14 protein-coding genes are annotated in these 17,416 nt (G+C 60.7%); 2 read left to right on the top strand and 12 right to left on the bottom strand.

Annotated elements, in window-relative coordinates; translation table 11 throughout:
* From RBI05_RS10630 to RBI05_RS10600, 7 genes are all read right to left on the bottom strand, one after another.
* A partial coding sequence (locus tag RBI05_RS10630) for a DEAD/DEAH box helicase (protein WP_310551079.1) occupies nt 1–1,259 on the bottom strand: 1,259 nt, incomplete at its 3' end.
* Between the two features lie 138 nt (nt 1,260–1,397).
* Nucleotides 1,398–3,068, bottom strand: a complete 1,671-nt coding sequence (locus RBI05_RS10625; protein WP_310551078.1) for an ABC1 kinase family protein — start codon at nt 3,066–3,068, stop codon at nt 1,398–1,400.
* Entirely contained in the window at nt 3,065–3,412 is a 348-nt protein-coding gene (locus RBI05_RS10620; protein WP_150456451.1) for a phasin family protein, read from the bottom strand. The genes RBI05_RS10625 and RBI05_RS10620 overlap by 4 nt, the downstream gene beginning before the upstream one ends.
* 125 nt (nt 3,413–3,537) lie before the next feature.
* On the bottom strand, nt 3,538–4,176 hold the full coding sequence (locus RBI05_RS10615; protein WP_150456450.1) for a ThuA domain-containing protein: 639 nt from the start codon (nt 4,174–4,176) through the stop codon (nt 3,538–3,540).
* A gap of 142 nt (nt 4,177–4,318) precedes the next feature.
* The gene (locus RBI05_RS10610; protein ID WP_310551077.1) at nt 4,319–5,128 is read right to left on the bottom strand and encodes a uroporphyrinogen-III synthase; all 810 of its coding nucleotides are present in this window, start codon (nt 5,126–5,128) and stop codon (nt 4,319–4,321) included.
* 197 nt (nt 5,129–5,325) lie between these two features.
* The gene (locus RBI05_RS10605; RefSeq protein ID WP_310551076.1) at nt 5,326–7,317 is read right to left on the bottom strand and encodes a methyl-accepting chemotaxis protein; all 1,992 of its coding nucleotides are present in this window, start codon (nt 7,315–7,317) and stop codon (nt 5,326–5,328) included.
* A gap of 180 nt (nt 7,318–7,497) precedes the next feature.
* Nucleotides 7,498–7,893: a Fur family transcriptional regulator gene (locus RBI05_RS10600; protein ID WP_150456447.1), complete on the bottom strand. Its 396-nt coding sequence runs from the start codon at nt 7,891–7,893 to the stop codon at nt 7,498–7,500.
* Between the two features lie 247 nt (nt 7,894–8,140).
* Between RBI05_RS10600 and RBI05_RS10595 the strand changes: the two genes are divergently transcribed.
* Nucleotides 8,141–9,262, top strand: coding sequence for a GGDEF domain-containing protein (locus tag RBI05_RS10595; protein ID WP_310551075.1), 1,122 nt, complete (start codon nt 8,141–8,143; stop codon nt 9,260–9,262).
* Nucleotides 9,263–9,287: 25 nt separating this feature from the next.
* On the opposite strand, the gene RBI05_RS10590 is transcribed toward RBI05_RS10595, so the two are convergent.
* Genes RBI05_RS10590 through RBI05_RS10580 form a run of 3 tightly spaced genes read right to left on the bottom strand, consistent with a single transcriptional unit; the run spans nt 9,288 to nt 12,884 of the window.
* Entirely contained in the window at nt 9,288–10,406 is a 1,119-nt protein-coding gene (locus RBI05_RS10590; protein WP_310551074.1) for a Ger(x)C family spore germination protein, read from the bottom strand.
* Nucleotides 10,403–11,503 (bottom strand): GerAB/ArcD/ProY family transporter, encoded by a 1,101-nt coding sequence (locus RBI05_RS10585; protein ID WP_310551073.1) that lies wholly within the window; start codon nt 11,501–11,503, stop codon nt 10,403–10,405. The genes RBI05_RS10590 and RBI05_RS10585 overlap by 4 nt, the downstream gene beginning before the upstream one ends.
* Before the next feature lie 4 nt (nt 11,504–11,507).
* A complete protein-coding gene (locus RBI05_RS10580; protein ID WP_310551072.1) occupies nt 11,508–12,884 on the bottom strand; it encodes a spore germination protein in 1,377 nt (458 codons plus the stop codon).
* 150 nt (nt 12,885–13,034) lie between these two features.
* On the opposite strand from RBI05_RS10580, the gene RBI05_RS10575 reads away from it, so the two are divergent.
* Nucleotides 13,035–14,582 carry an FAD-dependent oxidoreductase gene (locus tag RBI05_RS10575; RefSeq protein WP_310551071.1) on the top strand — a complete coding sequence of 516 codons (1,548 nt, stop codon included), beginning with the start codon at nt 13,035–13,037 and terminating at the stop codon, nt 14,580–14,582.
* 115 nt (nt 14,583–14,697) lie between these two features.
* Here RBI05_RS10575 and RBI05_RS10570 read toward each other — a convergent pair whose 3' ends face one another.
* Together RBI05_RS10570 and RBI05_RS10565 are read right to left on the bottom strand one after the other, a co-directional pair.
* A complete protein-coding gene (locus RBI05_RS10570; RefSeq protein ID WP_223879738.1) occupies nt 14,698–14,898 on the bottom strand; it encodes an aspartyl-phosphate phosphatase Spo0E family protein in 201 nt (66 codons plus the stop codon).
* 168 nt (nt 14,899–15,066) lie between these two features.
* Nucleotides 15,067–17,298, bottom strand: coding sequence for an MMPL family transporter (locus RBI05_RS10565; RefSeq protein ID WP_310551070.1), 2,232 nt, complete (start codon nt 17,296–17,298; stop codon nt 15,067–15,069).
* Nucleotides 17,299–17,416: the final 118 nt, after the last annotated feature.

The following is a 17,416-nucleotide window of genomic DNA, read 5'->3' as shown; positions in this document are numbered from 1 at the left end:
CGCGCGCCGCCTGCGCCGCGCGTCTCCGCCGGGCCGCGGCCGCCCTGCCGGGCCGCGGCCGGTCCGCCTCCGCGCGCGGTGCGCGGGGCGCTGTCCTTGCGGCGGCCGCCGGATGCGCCGCCGCCCGCGGCCTCGACGAGCTCGCCGCGCTCATAGCGGCGGCGCTCCAGCCGCTGCGAGATGCCGCGCTCGATGATCTCCAGACCGGCGCGGTCATGCGGAGAGGCCAGCGTAATCGCCATGCCCTTGCCTCCGGCGCGGCCGGTCCGGCCAATCCGGTGGATATAGCTGTCTGCGTCGAGCGGCAGATCGTAATTGAAGACATGCGTCACGCCTTCCACATCCAGCCCCCGGGCTGCCACGTCCGTTGCAACCAGAAGCTGAAGCTTCGCCTCGCGGAACATTTTCATCACCTGCTCGCGCTTGTTCTGCGACAGATCTCCATGAAGCTCGTCGCAGTCATAGCCGGCTTCCCGAAGCGCGTTGTTCAGCTTCGAGACCCGCCGCTTCGTCCGGCAGAAGATCATGGCCAGGTAGGGTCGGTCCCGCTCGATCAGCGACTTCAGGGCGCTTTCTTTCTGCCGGTCCGTGCATTCCACCACAAGCTGGCGGATGTTCGACAGCGGAATCGGCGAATTGCCCCGGATCGTAATGTCCACCGGCTGCTTCATATAGAACGAGGCCAGCCGCTTGATCGGCTCGGGCATCGTCGCCGAGAACAGCATCGTCTGGCGCCGGGACGGAACGGCGGTAATGATGCTCTCCACCTCTTCCAGAAAGCCCATGTGGAGCATCTGGTCGGCTTCGTCGAGCACCAGCATGTTCACGCCGCCCAGGCTGAGCGTCTCGCGCCGCATGTGATCCAGCAGGCGTCCCGGCGTGCCGATAATCAGATGGCGGCCGCCTTCCAGCTTCCGCAGCTGCTTCTCCACATCCTGGCCGCCGTATACTGCCAGCAGCCGGATGCCGGTCCCCTGCGTCAGCTTCTTCGCTTCCTCGGTGATCTGCAGAGCCAGCTCCCGCGTAGGCGCTAGAATCAGCGCCTGGGGATAAGCTTTCTCCGGTTTGATTTTATCGAGAATGGGCAGCAGGAACGCCAGCGTCTTGCCTGTCCCCGTCTTGGCCCGGGCAATGACGTCCAGTCCCTGAACGAGCGGAGGAATCGCCTCCGTCTGTACCGGCGTCGGCACCGCGATGCCCTGTCCTTTTAACGTTGTGCTTAAACTTACCGAAACGCCTAAATCCTGAAATCCCGGCACTTCGTCACCTCACCTTTATCAAATTGATCGGGGAGGAGAAGCAGCGCGGGAAGAGTCCCGGTTATCTCCGGGTCCCTTCCCGCCGCCTGCCCCGCTCCCGCATGTATAGGCCGCTCTGCGGCGCATGCCGCTCCCGGCCTAGAACCTTCCTGATTTGAAGATGGAGTACAGCAGCCAGACGAACATCAGCATCGCCACGACCGAACCGATCTCCACAATGGGGAAATCCCACAGCAGCGTCGGCTCTCCCCGCAGCGAGGAGCCGATGATCAGCGCCGCCATGATAATGCTGAACGCCAGCAGCACGATGCTGAATGACAGCCGGTTGCCGACCCGGTCCAGCTTGCGCGGGAGATGATCCAGTCCCGGAACCCCGATCTCCACCTTCAGCTTGCCCTTGCCGATCGTCTCCGAGAGCTGCCGGGCTTGTCCCGGCAGCTCCAGCAGACCCTCCGCCAGATCGGCGGCGCCGCTAATCAGCTTCCGCTGGATGCGCTGGCCGCTGAACCGCTGGCGCAGCAGCTTCCGGCCGAACGGCTCCGCCATCTGGATGATGCTGAACGACGGGTCCAACCCTTCGGCTACCCCCTCCAGCGTCAGCAGCGTCTTGGCGAGCAGCGTCAGCTCCGGCGGGATCGACAGCCGGTGCCGCCGGGCCACGCCGAACAGGTCGTTCAGCGCGGCGCCGATGCTGATCTGGCTGAAGGGGACATCATAGTATTCGTCCCGAAGCGCATCCATGTCCTCGTACAGCGCGGCCCGGTCCACCTCTTCCGGAACGACCCCGAGCCGAAGAATGGCCCGGACCAGCGCGTCGGTATTGCGGCGCATCAGCGCGATGACCAGGCCCGACAAGTGATCCTTCGTCTCCTCGCTGATCCGCCCGACCATTCCGAAGTCAATCAGCGCCAGCCGCCCGTCGGGAAGCAGCAGCAGATTGCCCGGATGCGGGTCGGCATGGAAGAAGCCGTCGATGAAGATCTGCTTAAGCATGATTTCGATTGTCCGCTGCACAATATCCTTCAGATCGCCGCTCTGGGCGAGCAGCTCCTCCGGCCGGTTCAGCGTAATGCCTTCCACGTATTCCATCGTCAGCACGCGGGCCGACGAGTAGTCCCAGTAAATCGACGGAATATGAACCCGTTCATCGTCGCGGAGCTGCTGGGCGATCCGCTCCGCGTTCCGTCCTTCCTGAATATAGTCCAGCTCGGCCAGCAGCGAACGGGAGAATTCTTCGGCCATCCGGTAGAGACCGTACTGTCTGGCCCAATCCAGCTTCCGCTCGGCCAGCGCCGTCAGATCGCGAAGAATTTCAAGGTCCCGCCGCATCATCCGCATGACGCCCGGGCGCTGGATCTTCACCGCTACCCGTTCTCCCGAATGCAGGACGCCGCGGTGCACCTGACCGATGGAAGCCGCTGCGAGGGGCGCATCCTCCAGATAGGAGAACAACGCATCCACCGGATGCTCCAGCTCCTTCTCCAGGATGGCCCGGGCCGTCTCCGCCGGAACAGGCGGCACGTGATCCTGCAGCTTCACCAGTTCCTGGATGACCGACTCGGGCAGCAGATCGGCGCGCGTGCTCGCCAGCTGGCCCAGCTTGACGAAGGTCGGTCCAAGATCCTCCAGCAGAGCGCGGATGCGTTCGCCGAGCGTACGGCTCTCATGCGCCTGCTGGCGGGTAAGCTTACGGGGCAGGGACAGCACCCGGTACAGACCCAATTCCTCCACCATATAGCCAAAGCCATGGCGCATCAGCGCCATGGCGATATCCCGGTAGCGTCCGGCCTGTCTGATCCGAACCATCAATCACTCTGGGCATCCGGCTGCGTGCCTTCCAGCCGGGAGATTCCCTCAAGCTCGGCCAGCCGGCGTTCCAGCACGGCAATCCGTTCCTCCAGCGCCGCAACCTCGTCCTGGGTCGGCACCTTCAGCTCTTTCAGCACCTTCTGCACCTGCTCCTGCACGGCATTCTTGAAATAGCCGCGCTCCTCTTCGCCCCGTTCGACCAGCCGGTCGACCAGCGCCTTGGATTCCGAAGGAGCCACTTCGCCCCGTTTGACGAGCTCATCGACGACCTTCTCCACTTTCTCCTTGCTCACAACGGTCAATCCGACTCCGAAAGAGATGGCTTTCTTAAACAAATCGCTCATGACAATTCCTCCTTGGATTCCGTTATTGAATGGAGTTCACCCGGTACCATTATAGCCCAAAGCGGGAGGGATTTCTAAAGGATGCCAGGAGGTCCGCGCCTTCCCCGGCCATGCTGCGGCTGCGGTCAGCTCTGCGCAGGAATGCGCGCCGCCCATTTGGCGGAACGGAGCAGCAGCTCCCGAACAGCCGGATGATGGAAGGAAGGCTCATGGTGTCCCGGCATCAGGAAGACCACCCGGCCCTGGCCGTAGCTGTGGCTCCAGGCCGCCGGCCACCATTCTCCTTCATGCTCGTATTCCAGCAGCACCGTCTTCTCCGTGAACGGGTCAAAATCAAACCGGTACGGCTCCTCCTCCAGCGTGAAGGGCTCCAGCCCTTCCGTAATGACATGCTCGCCCGGCCGGAAGTTCAGTTCGGTGTAGGGCGGATGTCCGGTGAACCGGGCTCCGAACAGCTGGGCCAGCTCATAGCGGGACGCCAGCGAAATGCCGGTATGAAGCACGATCAGGCCCCCGCCTCCGCTGACATAATTCAGCAGCCCCGCCGTCTGCTGCGGCGAGACGTGCTCACTCCACAGTTCATTATATGCGATGCACAGGTCATAGCCTGCAAGATGCTCTTCAAGCAGCAGCTTGCGGTTCTCCGAGCATTGCACCGTCATCATATCGCCCAGAATGTGCGTGATCTCTTTGTCGATTCCCTGCAGCGGGTGGAAGTGCGGATGCGTATATTCCCCCAGCAGCAGGCATTTTCTCTTATCCATGCGTAAGTCCTCCTTAGGCCGCCTTGTCCAAGAATGCCCAATGCGCCCTATCTGATACTGCCCTTCCTGTCTGACACTGCCCTTATTGTAAGTAAAATACCCCGCGATGTCCACGCGGCCGCGCCGCAGGCATCGCCGGCCCTTATCGCTCCGCCAGATACCGGCTGAGCTCGACCATCATGCTGCCCATGCGCTCCTGCTCGGGCACCACAATTCGTCCGACCCCGGCTTCGCGCAATCCGTCGGCGGTAATCCGCCCGACAGCCAGCGCAATGACGCGGGTCTCGAAGGCCGCGAGCATATCGTCCAGCCGGCCGTGCGCGGCGGCATGCTCTGCCAGGAATCGGGCCTGGGGCGCGCTTGTAAAAGCTACGGCGTCCACCTGGCCGCTTACGATCTCGTCCAGCAGCAGCTCCAGATCGCCGCTCTCCGGCGGGGTGTGCCGGTAAGGCAGCAGCACCCGCACGGACGCGCCCGCCTCCTCCAGCCAGCCGACGAGCCTTGGAGCCGGATCGCCGTGAAGCTGAAGGGCGGCGCGGACGCCCTCCAGCCTGTGCTCCGACAGGCCGCGGATCAGGCCCTGGGTGCTGCCGTCGTCGTCGCGCACAAGCGGCGTCAGATTCCGCTTCTTCAGCGCAGCCACCGTCTTGTACCCGCGCGCCGCAATCTTCGCGCCGGCGAGCATTCGCTGGAGCTCGTCGGCCCGGCCCATTTCCTCCGCCACCCGGAACAGCGCGTCAAGCCCCATTCCGGTGGTCAGGATCACCCAGTCCGGCGGGCTCTCCAGCCAGTCTCCCAGTTCCCGGCGCAGGATTTCGTCATCCAGAAATACCGTTCCCTGAGCCGGACGCAGAAGCGCCGTCCCGCCCATGCCGGTCACGAGCTTCGCCATCTCTTCCGACCGGCGGGGTCCCGCCAGCGCAACCCGTATCCCCTTTAATCGTTCACCCATTGCCGCACCCTTCCTTCCCGCCCGGCCGCAGCGGCCGGCCTCTCCCGTTATCCCGGAATTCATACCAAGCGGCCGCCTTCTCCCGGAAGACGGCCGCTCTGGCGGCAATGCCTATTGCCTGAATCTTTCCGAATAGATTCAGTATACCCGCTGGGCACGGTCCGTGAAAAGCCCGGCCCCCGCTCCGGCAGCCTTATTCATCCGGGTTCTGCCCGCCGGATGCCCCGAGCCGGAAGCGTCCGACCAGCCCTTGAAGCTGTTCGGCCAGTCTGCTGAGATCGGCGGCGGACGGAAGCGAGCTGCTGCTGCGCGGCCGCCGAGATGGTCTCGGTATTCTCCGCAACCTCGGTCGAGATGTGGCGGATATCGCCGATCGACTGCTCCATGCTGTCCTTCTCCGTATTCAGCCGGCGAACCGCCTGTTCCATCGCTTCGATGGATTCGGCGGCTTCCTTGACGGCCCGGCGGATGCGCGAGAAGGACCGTCCGCTCGTATCGACTGCGGCAATGCCTTCGGACATCTTGCTGCGGGCATGGTTCATGGTTCCGCCCGCCTGCCTCATATCCTCCGAGATCGACCCGATCTCCTCGGCGATCCGCTGCGCTGACCGCTCCGATTCCTCGGCCAGCTTGCGGACTTCGTTCGCCACAACCGCGAAGCCCCGGCCCTGCTCGCCCGCCCGCGCCGCTTCGATCGACGCGTTCAGCGCAAGCAGGTTGGTCTGCCGCGCAATCCCCGCGATGACCCCTACGATGCCGCCGATATGACCGGCCCGTTCATTCAGCCGGTCAATGACCTCGCCAAGCTCGCCGACCGTCTCCTGAATCCCGTCCATCTTCTCGACTACGCTCAGAACCGATTCTTTGCCGTCGGAAGCGGAATTCAAGGCTCTGTCCATCGCTTCGGACACCGCATTCATGTAGCCGGTAATCCGTACGGCTTCTCCCGCGGTAGCCGCTACGCTCTCCGTTCCTTCCCGGACGCTCCGCACCTGCCGCTCCGTTGCCGCCGCAACTTCCTGAATCGCAATGGTCACATGCTCAATCGCCTGCGTGGTCTGTTCCGCTCCGGCGTTCAATTCCTCGGCGGACGACGACACATTGTCCGTCATGTCCTGAACGCCGACAATCATCCCGCGGAGATTGTCGACCATGGTCTGAAAGTGGGTGGCCAGCGTGCCGATCTCATCTCTGCGGAAGGCGCCGACCGGCTTGGACAGGTCGCCCCGGCTGATGTTCTCGGTCGCTGCCCGAAGCCGTTCCAACGGGCGGGTGATCGACCGGATATTCAGGAAGATCAGCCCCAGCGCAATGACGACAGAGACGGCGACGACCGCGATCGCCGTATCGCGAATTCCTCCTGTGGCCTCCTTGATCTCCGACATGGAGATGGTGCCGCCGACTCTCCACCCGGTCTGTTCATTCTCCTGGTAGAGCATCATCTGGCGGCTGCCTTTGTAATCATAAGTGAAGCTGCCGGAGCTTCCCTCGAACATTCGTCTGACGTATGCGTCGGAGGATTCCCGGCCTGCCGTTTCGGTAGGATGAACCAGAAACTTCTTGCTGTTGTCAATCAGAACGACATAGCCTTCCCGGCCGACCTTCAGATTGGTCAGCTCCTTAATCTGCTTGAGGTTCAGGTCGATGGATACGACGCCGCGCCCGTCCTTCAGAACCGAGGATACCGCGACGGCCGTCTCGCCGGACGGAGTCCGGAAGGCGGGCGAAATGACAGCCCCCTGACCGTGCTTCAGCGCATCCACATAGAAGCTTTCTTTGCGCGGATCATAGCCTGCCGGCAGGGCCGTCTCCGATGACTGGATTAGCTTCGCCCGGCTCGTCGCCACGTAGAGATTCAGCGCATCGGGGTGAAGGGCTTCATACTGGTCCAGCTTCGCCTTAAGCGCCCCGGTCTTGCCGCTCTCCACCTCGGCATTTACCGCATCCGAACTGATCTGCGAAGCGAAATAGGCAATATCGTTAAGCTTCGCCTCGATGTTCGACGCGATAATTTCATTGACGGCCGCCACGCTCTCGCGGGCGCTGCCCGCCAGCTCGTTCTCGATCTCGGAACTGGCGGAATGATAAGTCGTCCAGCCAATGACCAGACTCGGGGCCAGCAGGACCAGCAGATAGGTGGCAATCATTTTGCTGCGTATCGTAAGATTCCAGGACCTTCTCGATTTCATACCGGATTCACTCTCTTTCTAGGCAGGAATAGGTACTATATCGACTTGGGAATCCCGTTTATTTATTCAATTTCCTTCAAAATTCTACTGACTTCCTTCAAAATAAAAAGAAGCCGGGAACGTGTCTCGGCTTCTTGCGTTATGTTGCTGTGCATCACAGCGGCCGGAGCCAGCCGGCCGTCAGCCGCTTACCTGTCCCCGGCAAGCCGGGCAGACCCCTTCAAATACAACATGGGCATGATCCACCGAATAGCCCGTTGCCTGGGCTACCTCATCCATCCATTCCTCCGGAACGGGAAGCAGCACCTCATCCACCGCGCCGCATACTTCGCACATAATATGCTGATGTTCATCCGTACGCGCATCGTATCGGCTTGAGGCTTCTCCGAGCTTCAATTCCCGGATCAGCTGCTTGTCGGTTAAATAACGAAGCGAGTTATATACCGTCCCGTATGCCAAATTATGGCCCTTCTCCACTAGCCGGTTCATGACCTCGGCAGCGGTAGGATGGTCGGGAGACGAACGAACGATATCGTAAACGGCCTGGCGTTGGGAAGTCAGATTCAGATTTCGCACATCGAATCACCCTACTCTTATTTTTAGATCAAGTATAAATCGTTTCCCGGCATTGGTCAACCGGGCGTTACTCTATACCTATATCGTATCTATTTAATGAAGAATATGACGGTCTTCTTCCGCAATTTTCGCTCTTTTTCGATATTTTTCTTCGTTCCGGGCTGCTTTTTCCGTTACACTGATTAGAGGCCGATCCGTTCTTTGTCTTCGAAGCCTCTACTCTACATACAAGGAGCATCTGAATGCCATGTTGATTACGCCCCTGGCCAGCAGTCTGTTCGCCAATTTCTGCATTTTGGCCACGTTCGTTTTTATTGCAGGCATGCTGTCCAAACGCTATGTCCCCGCCGGACACGCTTTCAGCCTGCTCGGTTCCGTCAATGCCGGGCTTCTGTTCGGCATCTTCGGGATTGTGCTGATGAGCTATTCGTTTCCCGTGGGGCATCACACTTATGCCAATCTGCGCCATTTAACTATCGTGCTTGCGGCCACCTACGCCGGCTGGCTGCCTTCCTTGATCTGCTCGGTCCTGCTGGCGGTCAGCCGTGTTCTGTTCTATCAGCTTAACTATGAATCGGTATCCGCAGCGGTCAGCCTGCTGGTGAGCGGCCTGGGCTGCTGCCTGATCTCCCGCCTGCCCTGGGATCGACTTCGCAAAATGACCGTGTCCAATCTGCTTAATCTCATTATCATTCTCGCAACGCTGGTCAACAATCTGGGCGGCTGGAATGCCGCCATGACGATCTACCCCGTTCAGCTCATCGCCGTCTTGGGCGCTGGACTCGTCATCTATTATATTGCAGAATACATCCAGCGCTCCAACGAGCTCTATTCCCAGCTCCAGATTTCGGCCACAACCGATTATCTGACCGGACTGCACAACCTTCAGCAGTTCCACCGCTATCTGGAACTGGAACTCGACCGGTCGGAGCGAAGAAGCGAGCCGCTGTCGCTGCTGGTGCTGGACATTGACCACTTCAAAGCGATTAATGATACGTACGGCCATCCGGCCGGAGATGCCGTCCTGAAGCAGCTGGCCCACCGGCTGCGCAGCCATTCCCGTTCCTACGACTACGTCTCCCGCAACGGCGGGGAAGAGTTCGCCGTCCTGCTTCCGGATTGCTCGCTCGCGATGGCCCGCCGTGCCGGCGAACGCATCCGCTCGGCGGTGGCTGATGAGCGCTTCACCCTTCCGTCCGGCCAGAAAATCCCGGTTACCATCTCCATCGGCGCCGCTTCCTACCCGCAGGTGGTGGAAGAAGCAAGCGGCGAACTGCTGTTTCAGTATGCCGACCAGGCGCTGTATGAAGCCAAAGTCTCCGGGCGCAACCGGGTCGCCGCCGCGCAGGCGGCCCATACGGAGCGCTGATGTTGACGGATGCGGCTCCGGGCGCCTAGCGGATCATTCCCGAGTATTTGATCTCCACCTTGACCTTGGCCTTGATCTCCAGACGGGGCAGCATCTCCTTCCAGTCCTTCATCTCGTTCCTGTTGTCGAACCGGCGGGCTCCGTAATGGAGCCCCCAGCCCAGCGGGTCCAGATCGCTGTCCCTGAGTTTGCGCAGCAATTCTTCAATCTCCTTCTCCAGCTTCTCCTCGCTCTCGCGGGCAAGCCGTTCCAGCAGATGCTGCGTCATCGTCTCTTCGCCGCTGCTCTCCTCCAGAATGCCGGCAATGGATACCTTATAGGTGAGCCGCGGCCGGCCGACATCCCCGGTAGACAGGCGATAACTGGCCTTCGACGTCTCGATATAGTATTCATACAGCTTGCCGTCATAGCGGGCCGGCAGATTAGTCTGCACATTCTTGCGCTCCAGCAGGTTGAAGAGCCGGGCCTCGTCCGGGTTCAGCGTTAGCCGGCTGCGGTGTTTGTCGAACAGGGCCATCCGGTCCATGATAAAGCCTGTTTTGCCACGGGCTTCAATAATGGTCAGCACAGGGTCCAGGCCGGGCTCGAACAGATTGCGGTACAGCCGATAGGCAAAAACGCTTGTAATGAAAGGCGACTCCGTTCCCTGCCGGCTCAGCGACAGGATCAGCGAGTTGGACGGAATCTGCTCGGTCGCGGGCTTCAGCTTCAGCACCTGCTCCGCAGTGGGGCTTCCGACGGCTACATTGAGAATCAGCTGCATGTCCCTTCTCCGGACCACCCAGTCCATAATATGAAGAATATCCTTCTTGGCCTGTTCCTCGCCGATAATCAGCGCTTTGCAGTGCGCATAATCCAGCTCCTTCTCCACTTGGGATTTCAACAGACGCAGCGTCTCCGACAAGCTGTCGGCTTCCTGCGAGAGGACCGCCACCCTCTCCTGGGCTTTCGTAGGGTCTCCTTGCGGCAGCGCCAGCTTCAGGCTTACCCGGAATTTCTTGCCGCCGGAGCCGGGATCAATTCCGATGGCCGTCACGAACATCCGGCGGTCAATATCCTTGTAATTGCTGATGCACCCGGACAGCAGCGGCAGCAGCAGCAGAATTCCGGCCAGCGCCGCCTTCCTCCGCCATGTCTTCTTCATGACGAAGCCCTCCCGGCCCTCCGGAAACAATAGAACAATAGCGCCAGCAGCGCCATCTCCCCGTACCAGCGGCATTCAAGGAACCAGAGGCCGAGGCGGCTGACTTCGTACTGATTGAGCCGCATCAGGTTCAGGCCTATCATCGAGAACAGGAACAGAATGCCCGCTTCGGCCCAGACCCGTCGCTTCGGCCGGGAGATCAGGCGCTTGGGAAGCAGGCTGGTCATCATCGACAGGGCTACATGCCAATGCACAATACAGCTGGTCAGCGACAGCGTCAGATAGGCGAAGTAGAAGATAAACACCATGCGCTCGATCAGAAAAGAACTGATTCGGATGCTGTCGGCCGTCGAGAACCAGGTATACACCTGATGCCCAACCGCCTCCGTCCCGAAGAACCCGAAAGGGATCAGATATGTGAGCAGCAGGCACAGCAGCCCGAATACGCCGAACATCCAGAAATGGCTCGGTTTGAACGATTTGAACACCCGGTTGAAGATCACCAGATTTACATATCCGCTGAACAGATAAGTCGTTCCCGACAGGCAGCGGAAATCCGGCGCATGCCAGGCATAAGTCAGCATCTGCAAGACGGCGTTCCATTCAAAGTAAGGGTTGGAGAGCGCCTTGAAGAGCGAATAGAGAATGATCGGCAAGGTCACAACCAGCAGCGTCTCCAGTGCGTACAGAATGGACAGTGGGTCCAGGCGGCAGCAGAGGCAGACCAATACCAGGAAGCCGGCCATTACCATATACGTTCCGGTATCCGGGCTGATGAACCGCTGCGTTATATCGACAAAAGACAGCAGGGTTACCATTCCCGCCAGCAGCCAGAGCAGCGAGAAGGCGAACACCAGAGCCCCCGCCAGCGGCCGGGGCAGCGCCCCCGCCAGAATCTCGGGCAGCCCCTGGCGGGGGAACCGGCGGATCAGCCGGGCAAAGGCATACACAAAGAGCGGAGCAATAATTGAAGCCGCCACAATCGACATCAAGGCCCCCTGGAAGCGGGCATTAACCAGCGTCCGCGGCACAAAAATAATGACGTTCATCAGGCAGTTCAGCAGAAACAGCGAGTAGAAATATCGGGTCTTGACCACCAGTTCATCCTCCTCTTGCGCGCTTGAACGTCCGCCGGATATTCCGGATCAGATACAGCCGCATATACGGCTTGCCAAAGCTGCGGAGATGGCTCATGTACATCACCATGCCAACCAGTCCCATGACCAAGCCCACCACGCCGAACATCGCGCACAACGCCAGGAAGAAATATTTCAGGACCCGGACGGTGAAGCTCATCATATTGAGCGGAATCATGAAATTCGAAATGGCGACGGCCGAGACCAGAATAATCATGATATTGCCGACCAGTCCCGCCGCCGTGGCCGCCTGTCCGAGAATCAGACCGCCGACGGTTGTGGCCGCCGGCCCGATCGCCTTGGGAAGCCGCAAGCTCGCTTCTACAAGAAACTCCATCATGAGCAGCATCAGCAGCACCTCCACAAAGGCCGGATACGGGACGGTTGCGCGGCTTCCGGCAATCAGAAGCGCGATCTGGATACGGACGATCTCGGGATTGTAGGAGGTGAACGCCACATAGAGCGCAGGAAGCCATAAGGTAATCGCTACGCCGATATAGCGGAGCAGGCGCAGGAAGAGCCCCACCACGGGCATCTGGTATTTGTCGTCCATGGCGGTCAGGAAATCATTGCTCGTCGAGGGCAGAAGAATACCGTAGCCGGTCGTATCGAGCAGAATGACAATCTTGCCTTCCGACAAGCCCAGCACCAGCCGGTCGGGACGCTCCGATACCACAAGAAGCGGGAAGATCCGCAGCGGGTCTTCGCTCAGCAGCCGTTCCAGTTCCCCTGCTGCCTGCAGCACTTCCACCTTGCCTACCTTGATCCCGTCCAGCCTCCGCTTCAGTTCGGCGAGCACCGTCTGGTCAACCCGGCTCTCATCGTACAGGATCGCCGTCTTGGTCTGCGACAGACTCCCGAGAATGACGGTCTCCAGCTTGAGGTGGGCCGATTGGTAGCGGCGGCGGATGAGATTCAGATTGACCTCCAGCGCTTCGGTCAGGCTGTCCGACGGTCCCTGAACAATGTTCTCGTCCGACGTCTCTCCGACGGGACTGGCCTGAACCTTGAGCGCGTCCACCAGCGTGAAGCGCCCCTCCTCTGTCTGGATTAGCAAATAACCCCGAAGCAGCAGCGCAAGCGCCGCCTGGGTATTGGCGGCCTCCTGACGGCCGGGACAGCCCTCCAAATATTTGGCGTAGGCTTCTCCCCCGCCAAGCTCATAGAAGGGAGCGACCAACCGGCCCGAGACGAACGCGGGATCGCAGAGACTGCGGATATACAGGATAAACGCCCGGCTCTCTTTATGATGAAGGGTCTGCTGCTCCAGGTCGGCGAAGCCGGCCAAGGCTTGCAAGAGTTCAGGCACATTCAGATCGGACGGCTGCGCCGATTCGGTCATCAGAAGCTCCCTCCCTTTCCAGTCTCTTCTTAGATTGGCGCGAAGCAGCCCGTTTCATGCGCCGAAGCGCTCATGCCGCCGCCAAGAATCCAGGTTTCTTTTTGCAGGCGGGTGGTAATAAATGAAAGGAAGAAGCGAGGAGGATGAACGATGAACCCTACGGATTACTGGCCCGAAAGCCTGCCGCAGTACCCGTCTTCAATCTGGAGAGAGACGACGGAGATTCCTGCCTTTCCCCGGCTGACAGAGGATCACCGGACCGATGTCGCCATTGTCGGCGGCGGCATCACCGGCATCACGGCAGCCTATCTGCTTGCGGAGGCCGGCCTGAAGGTCACCCTGCTGGAAGGCAGCGAGCTGTTCAGCGGAACCACCGGATTCACGACCGCCAAAATCACAGCCCAGCACGGTCTGATCTATGAGGAGCTGATCTCCCATTTCGGCGAGGAGAAGGCTCGTCAGTATTACGATTCCAATACCGAAGCCATGAAATGGATCATCGACACCGCCGAACGCCTCAGCGCGGAATGCGGCCTGGTTCGGGAGTCGGCCTGGCTCTACGCCGATCAGGGAGACGACAAGACGCTCAAGAAGCTGGAGAAGGAGTTCGAGGCTTACCGCAAGCTCGGCCTTCCCGGCGAATGGAGAGATTCGATCGACCTGCCCCTGCTGGCCGGCGGCGCTATCGTTCTCCCCGACCAGGCCCGCTTCCATCCGCTCCAGTATTTGAAGGCGCTGCTTCAGGCCTTTCTGGACAAGGGCGGCAAGGTCTACGAACATACGATGATCGGAGAGAAGGTAGAGAAGGGGGACGATCTGATCCTTTTCACCGAGAAGGGGGATCACCGGATTATTTGCCGGCACGCAATTTCGGCGAGCCATTTCCCCTTCTATGACGGCGGTTCCCTGTATTTCGCGCGCCTTCACGCCGAGCGCTCCTATGCGCTTGCGATAGAGCCGGAGACGGACTATGTCGGCGGCATGTACCTCGGGGCCGGTGAGCCGACGCGCTCCTTCCGCGCGGTGGAGTGGGAAGGCAAGAAGCTCGTCATTGTCGGCGGCGACAACCACAAGACCGGCCAGGGCATCTGCACCATCGGGCATTATGAGAACCTGGAGCTGTTCGCCGGTTCGACGCTCGGCATCCGTTCCGTTCCGTACCGCTGGTCGGCCCAGGACCTGGTCACGGTAGACAAAGTGCCTTATATCGGCAAAATGGACGACGACGCCAACATCTACGTCGCAACCGGCTTCGCCAAATGGGGAATGACGAACGGCACGCTTGCCGCCCGAATGATCGCCCAGCAGATTCTGGGGGAGAAGAGCCCATACGCGGAGCTGTACGATCCGTCGCGGATCAAGGCCAATCCCGGAATCAAGAACCTAATTAAGGAGAACGCCAACGTAGCCAAGGAGCTGGTCGCCGGCAAAATCGGATTCGCCCACGCGAAGGTCGATGAGCTGAAGCCCGGCGAAGGCGCCGTTGTCCGCCACGACGGCAAACGGGTCGGCGCTTACAAGGACCCGGAAGGCGGGCTTCATCTGGTAGACCGCACCTGTACCCATATGGGCTGCGAATGCGAATGGAACGCCGCCGAGCGCTCGTGGGACTGCCCGTGCCACGGGTCCCGCTTCTCGTATACCGGCGAAGTCCTGGAAGGACCGGCTACCCAGCCGCTGAAGCAGGTGGAGCCTTAAGAAGGGCGCACCGGGGCGCACTTCCCCATATAACGCACAGCGCGGCCGCCCGCTTCCCGAAAGGGAAGCCTGGCGGCCGCGCTGTTGCTTGGGGCAGCTCTATATGGGTCTGTCGTTATCTTCTGCAGAGGCGCTGGAAGCCGCCGTTCCCCTGCCGGTGCTGCGGGGCGCCGGGTCCCAGCCCGAGATGGCGGTTCAACAGCTCGTCCAGTTCCTGCGATTTCTCGAGCACGCGCAAATCCTTGAGCCCATACTGCAGCGCAAGCTTGCCCATTTCCGCCCGTTCCTCCTCGATTTGTTCGATCAGCTCTCTCACAAGAGCCCTCCCATCCGTTGGTTTTTTCTTTTGAGAATTATCATACCATAAGGAGTTAGGATACTCCTGTGAACTTTGTAAAAAATCGCATGTCGCCCGGAGACCGGGGACATGCGATTCTCCCGTTAAGCTCCTGCCTTCGGCCCGGCAGGACGAATCCGGCTGCGCTCAGCGGACCGGCGCAGGCTTCTCTTCCTTCACTTCCATATGTCTGCCCGGCCAGAAGGCCCAGCGGCCCAGCAGCACGGTCAGCGCCGGAACCAGGAACGGCCGTACGATGAACGTGTCGAGCAGAACGCCCAGAGCAGTGACGAGCCCGAATTGTACGAGCACCTGAATCGGCAGCGTCGCCAGGACGGCGAAGGTGCCGGCCAGAATCAGACCGGCGGAGGTAATGACCGAGCCCGTCTCGCTGACGCCCTCGGCGATGGCCCGGCGCAGCGGCATCGTCTTGCGCTTCTTCCAGATGCCCGAGACCATGAAGATGTTGTAATCTTCTCCAAGCGCGACCAGGAAGACGAACGCGTACAGCGGAATGGAGCCCTGAATGGCATCCGCCCCCATCAGATGATGCAGAATCAGCCAGCCGAGTCCGAGAGCGGCGAAGAAGGACAGAATGACCGTCCCCACCAGGTACAGCGTTGCCGTAACCGAGCGCAGGTACACCAGAAGCAGCAGCGCGATCAGGCCGATGACGACCGGAATAATCAGATCGCTGTCCCGGTTCTGCACATCCCGGTTATCGACCTGCGTTGCCGTCTGTCCGGCGATATGCACCTTGTTCTCCGGCTCTGCGGCTCCGGCGTCCCGAAGCGCCTGCTCCACCGATTCCCGAAGCTCGGGAATGTGGCGCATCGCTTCGCGCGAATACGGGTTCTCCCGGAACTGCACGTCATAAGACAGGATCTCCGGGTGAACGGCGCCCTTCTGCGCGTCCGACACCTCAGCCACATAGGACAGGCCCGCGAGCATCGTCTTCAGGTCTTCCGCCTTGGCCCCGGTTCCGGCCGTATCGACCAGAACGCTGGCCGGCGCCAGCTCGCCCGGCGAGAACTTGTCGCCGATCTGCGTGAAGCCCTGCCGGGACTCCATATCTTTCGGGAAAGAGGACAGCAGATCGAACGTATACGAAATGCCCGAGGAGAAGGCGGCCAATATGCCGAGCAGCACCAGCGTTACGGCAACAATCGTCTTCGGCCGCGAGACGACGAGGCGGCCTACGGCCCCCTTGGTCCGGCGCTCCTTGCGTACAGGGACCGGCTTGCCTTTCTCCTTGGCGCGTTCTTCCTCCATCTCCGGCGTACGCGGAATGAAGGGGAAGAACGAGACGCGGCCGAAGATCGCCAGCAGCGCGGGCACCAGCGTCAGGCTGGCAAGCCCCATCACGAAGATGGCAAGCGCGAACGGCGCCGCGAACCGGTGGTAGGAGCCGTATTCCGCCAGCAGCAGCGTCAGCAGCGCGACGACGACGGTGAACCCGCTCATGGCGATGGCGCCAGCGGAGCCGCTGATGGCTCCCAGCAGCGCCTTCAGGACGCCGCGCTCTTCCTTCAGCAGTTGACGGAAGCGGGCGATCAGGAACAGACAGTAGTCGGTTCCTGCGCCGAACAGCAGCACCGTCATAATTGAGACGGCCTGGGAATCGACAGTGATCCATCCCTCCTTCGCCATCAGTCCGACCAGCGGACCGGTAACGCCGTAAGCGAAGCCGACGGCGATCAGCGGAATGAGCGCCAGAATCGGCGAGCGGTAGATCAGCAGCAACAGCACCAGGACGAGAAGAACGGTCGCGATCAGCAGCGAGACGTCCGCATCCTTGAACAAGCCGGTCGCATCAATCGAGATGCCTACCGGTCCCGTAACGCGCAGCGAGAGCTCGCTGCCGCTTGCGGAGGCGGCCGACGGGTCGCCCCCCGTCTCCTGCCGGACCAGCGCCTTCAGCTTCTTGACGCTCTCTCCGAGCTGGTCGCTGTCCGCCGTCCGGTCGAACAGCACCGGCGTGACCAGCGTACTGCCGTCCTTGGAGGCCGAGCCCGCCAGCGCCTGCGGCGGCACCTGGCCGAGCGGCGGCACGAACTGCTGGTGCGGCAGCGGTTCCTTGGCCAGCTTGGCATAGACCGTGGCAATGGCGGCATAATCCTTGTCGTTCAGACTGCCGTCGCGGTGCCAGACGAGCAGCGCGGGCACGCCGTTGCCTCCGGGGAATTCCTTCTCGATGATCCGGTCGGCCACGACCGAAGGCGAATTCTCCGGCAGATTGGACGCATTGTTCTTGACCTGGGAATTAACCGAAGGCCAGACCATGTTAAGCACCGCGACCAGCGCTACCCAGACGAGCAGCGTCACCCATTTCGAGCGGGGTCCCGCTATCCATTTACCATATCCCGACAATGAGCTCATCCTCTCTATACGTTGGATTGCTTATTCATTCTGAACTTAATGACCCGCGGGTCACAGTTGCTACTCTATCATATAAAGTTTGGCGCGATGAAGCAAACGCGGCACGCAAAAAAAACCG

The sequence above is a fragment of the Paenibacillus glufosinatiresistens genome (assembly GCF_031470375.1).
Classification (GTDB): Bacteria; Bacillota; Bacilli; order Paenibacillales; family Paenibacillaceae; genus Paenibacillus_AQ; species Paenibacillus_AQ glufosinatiresistens.
This window is presented reverse-complemented; position numbering and strand designations above follow the sequence as displayed.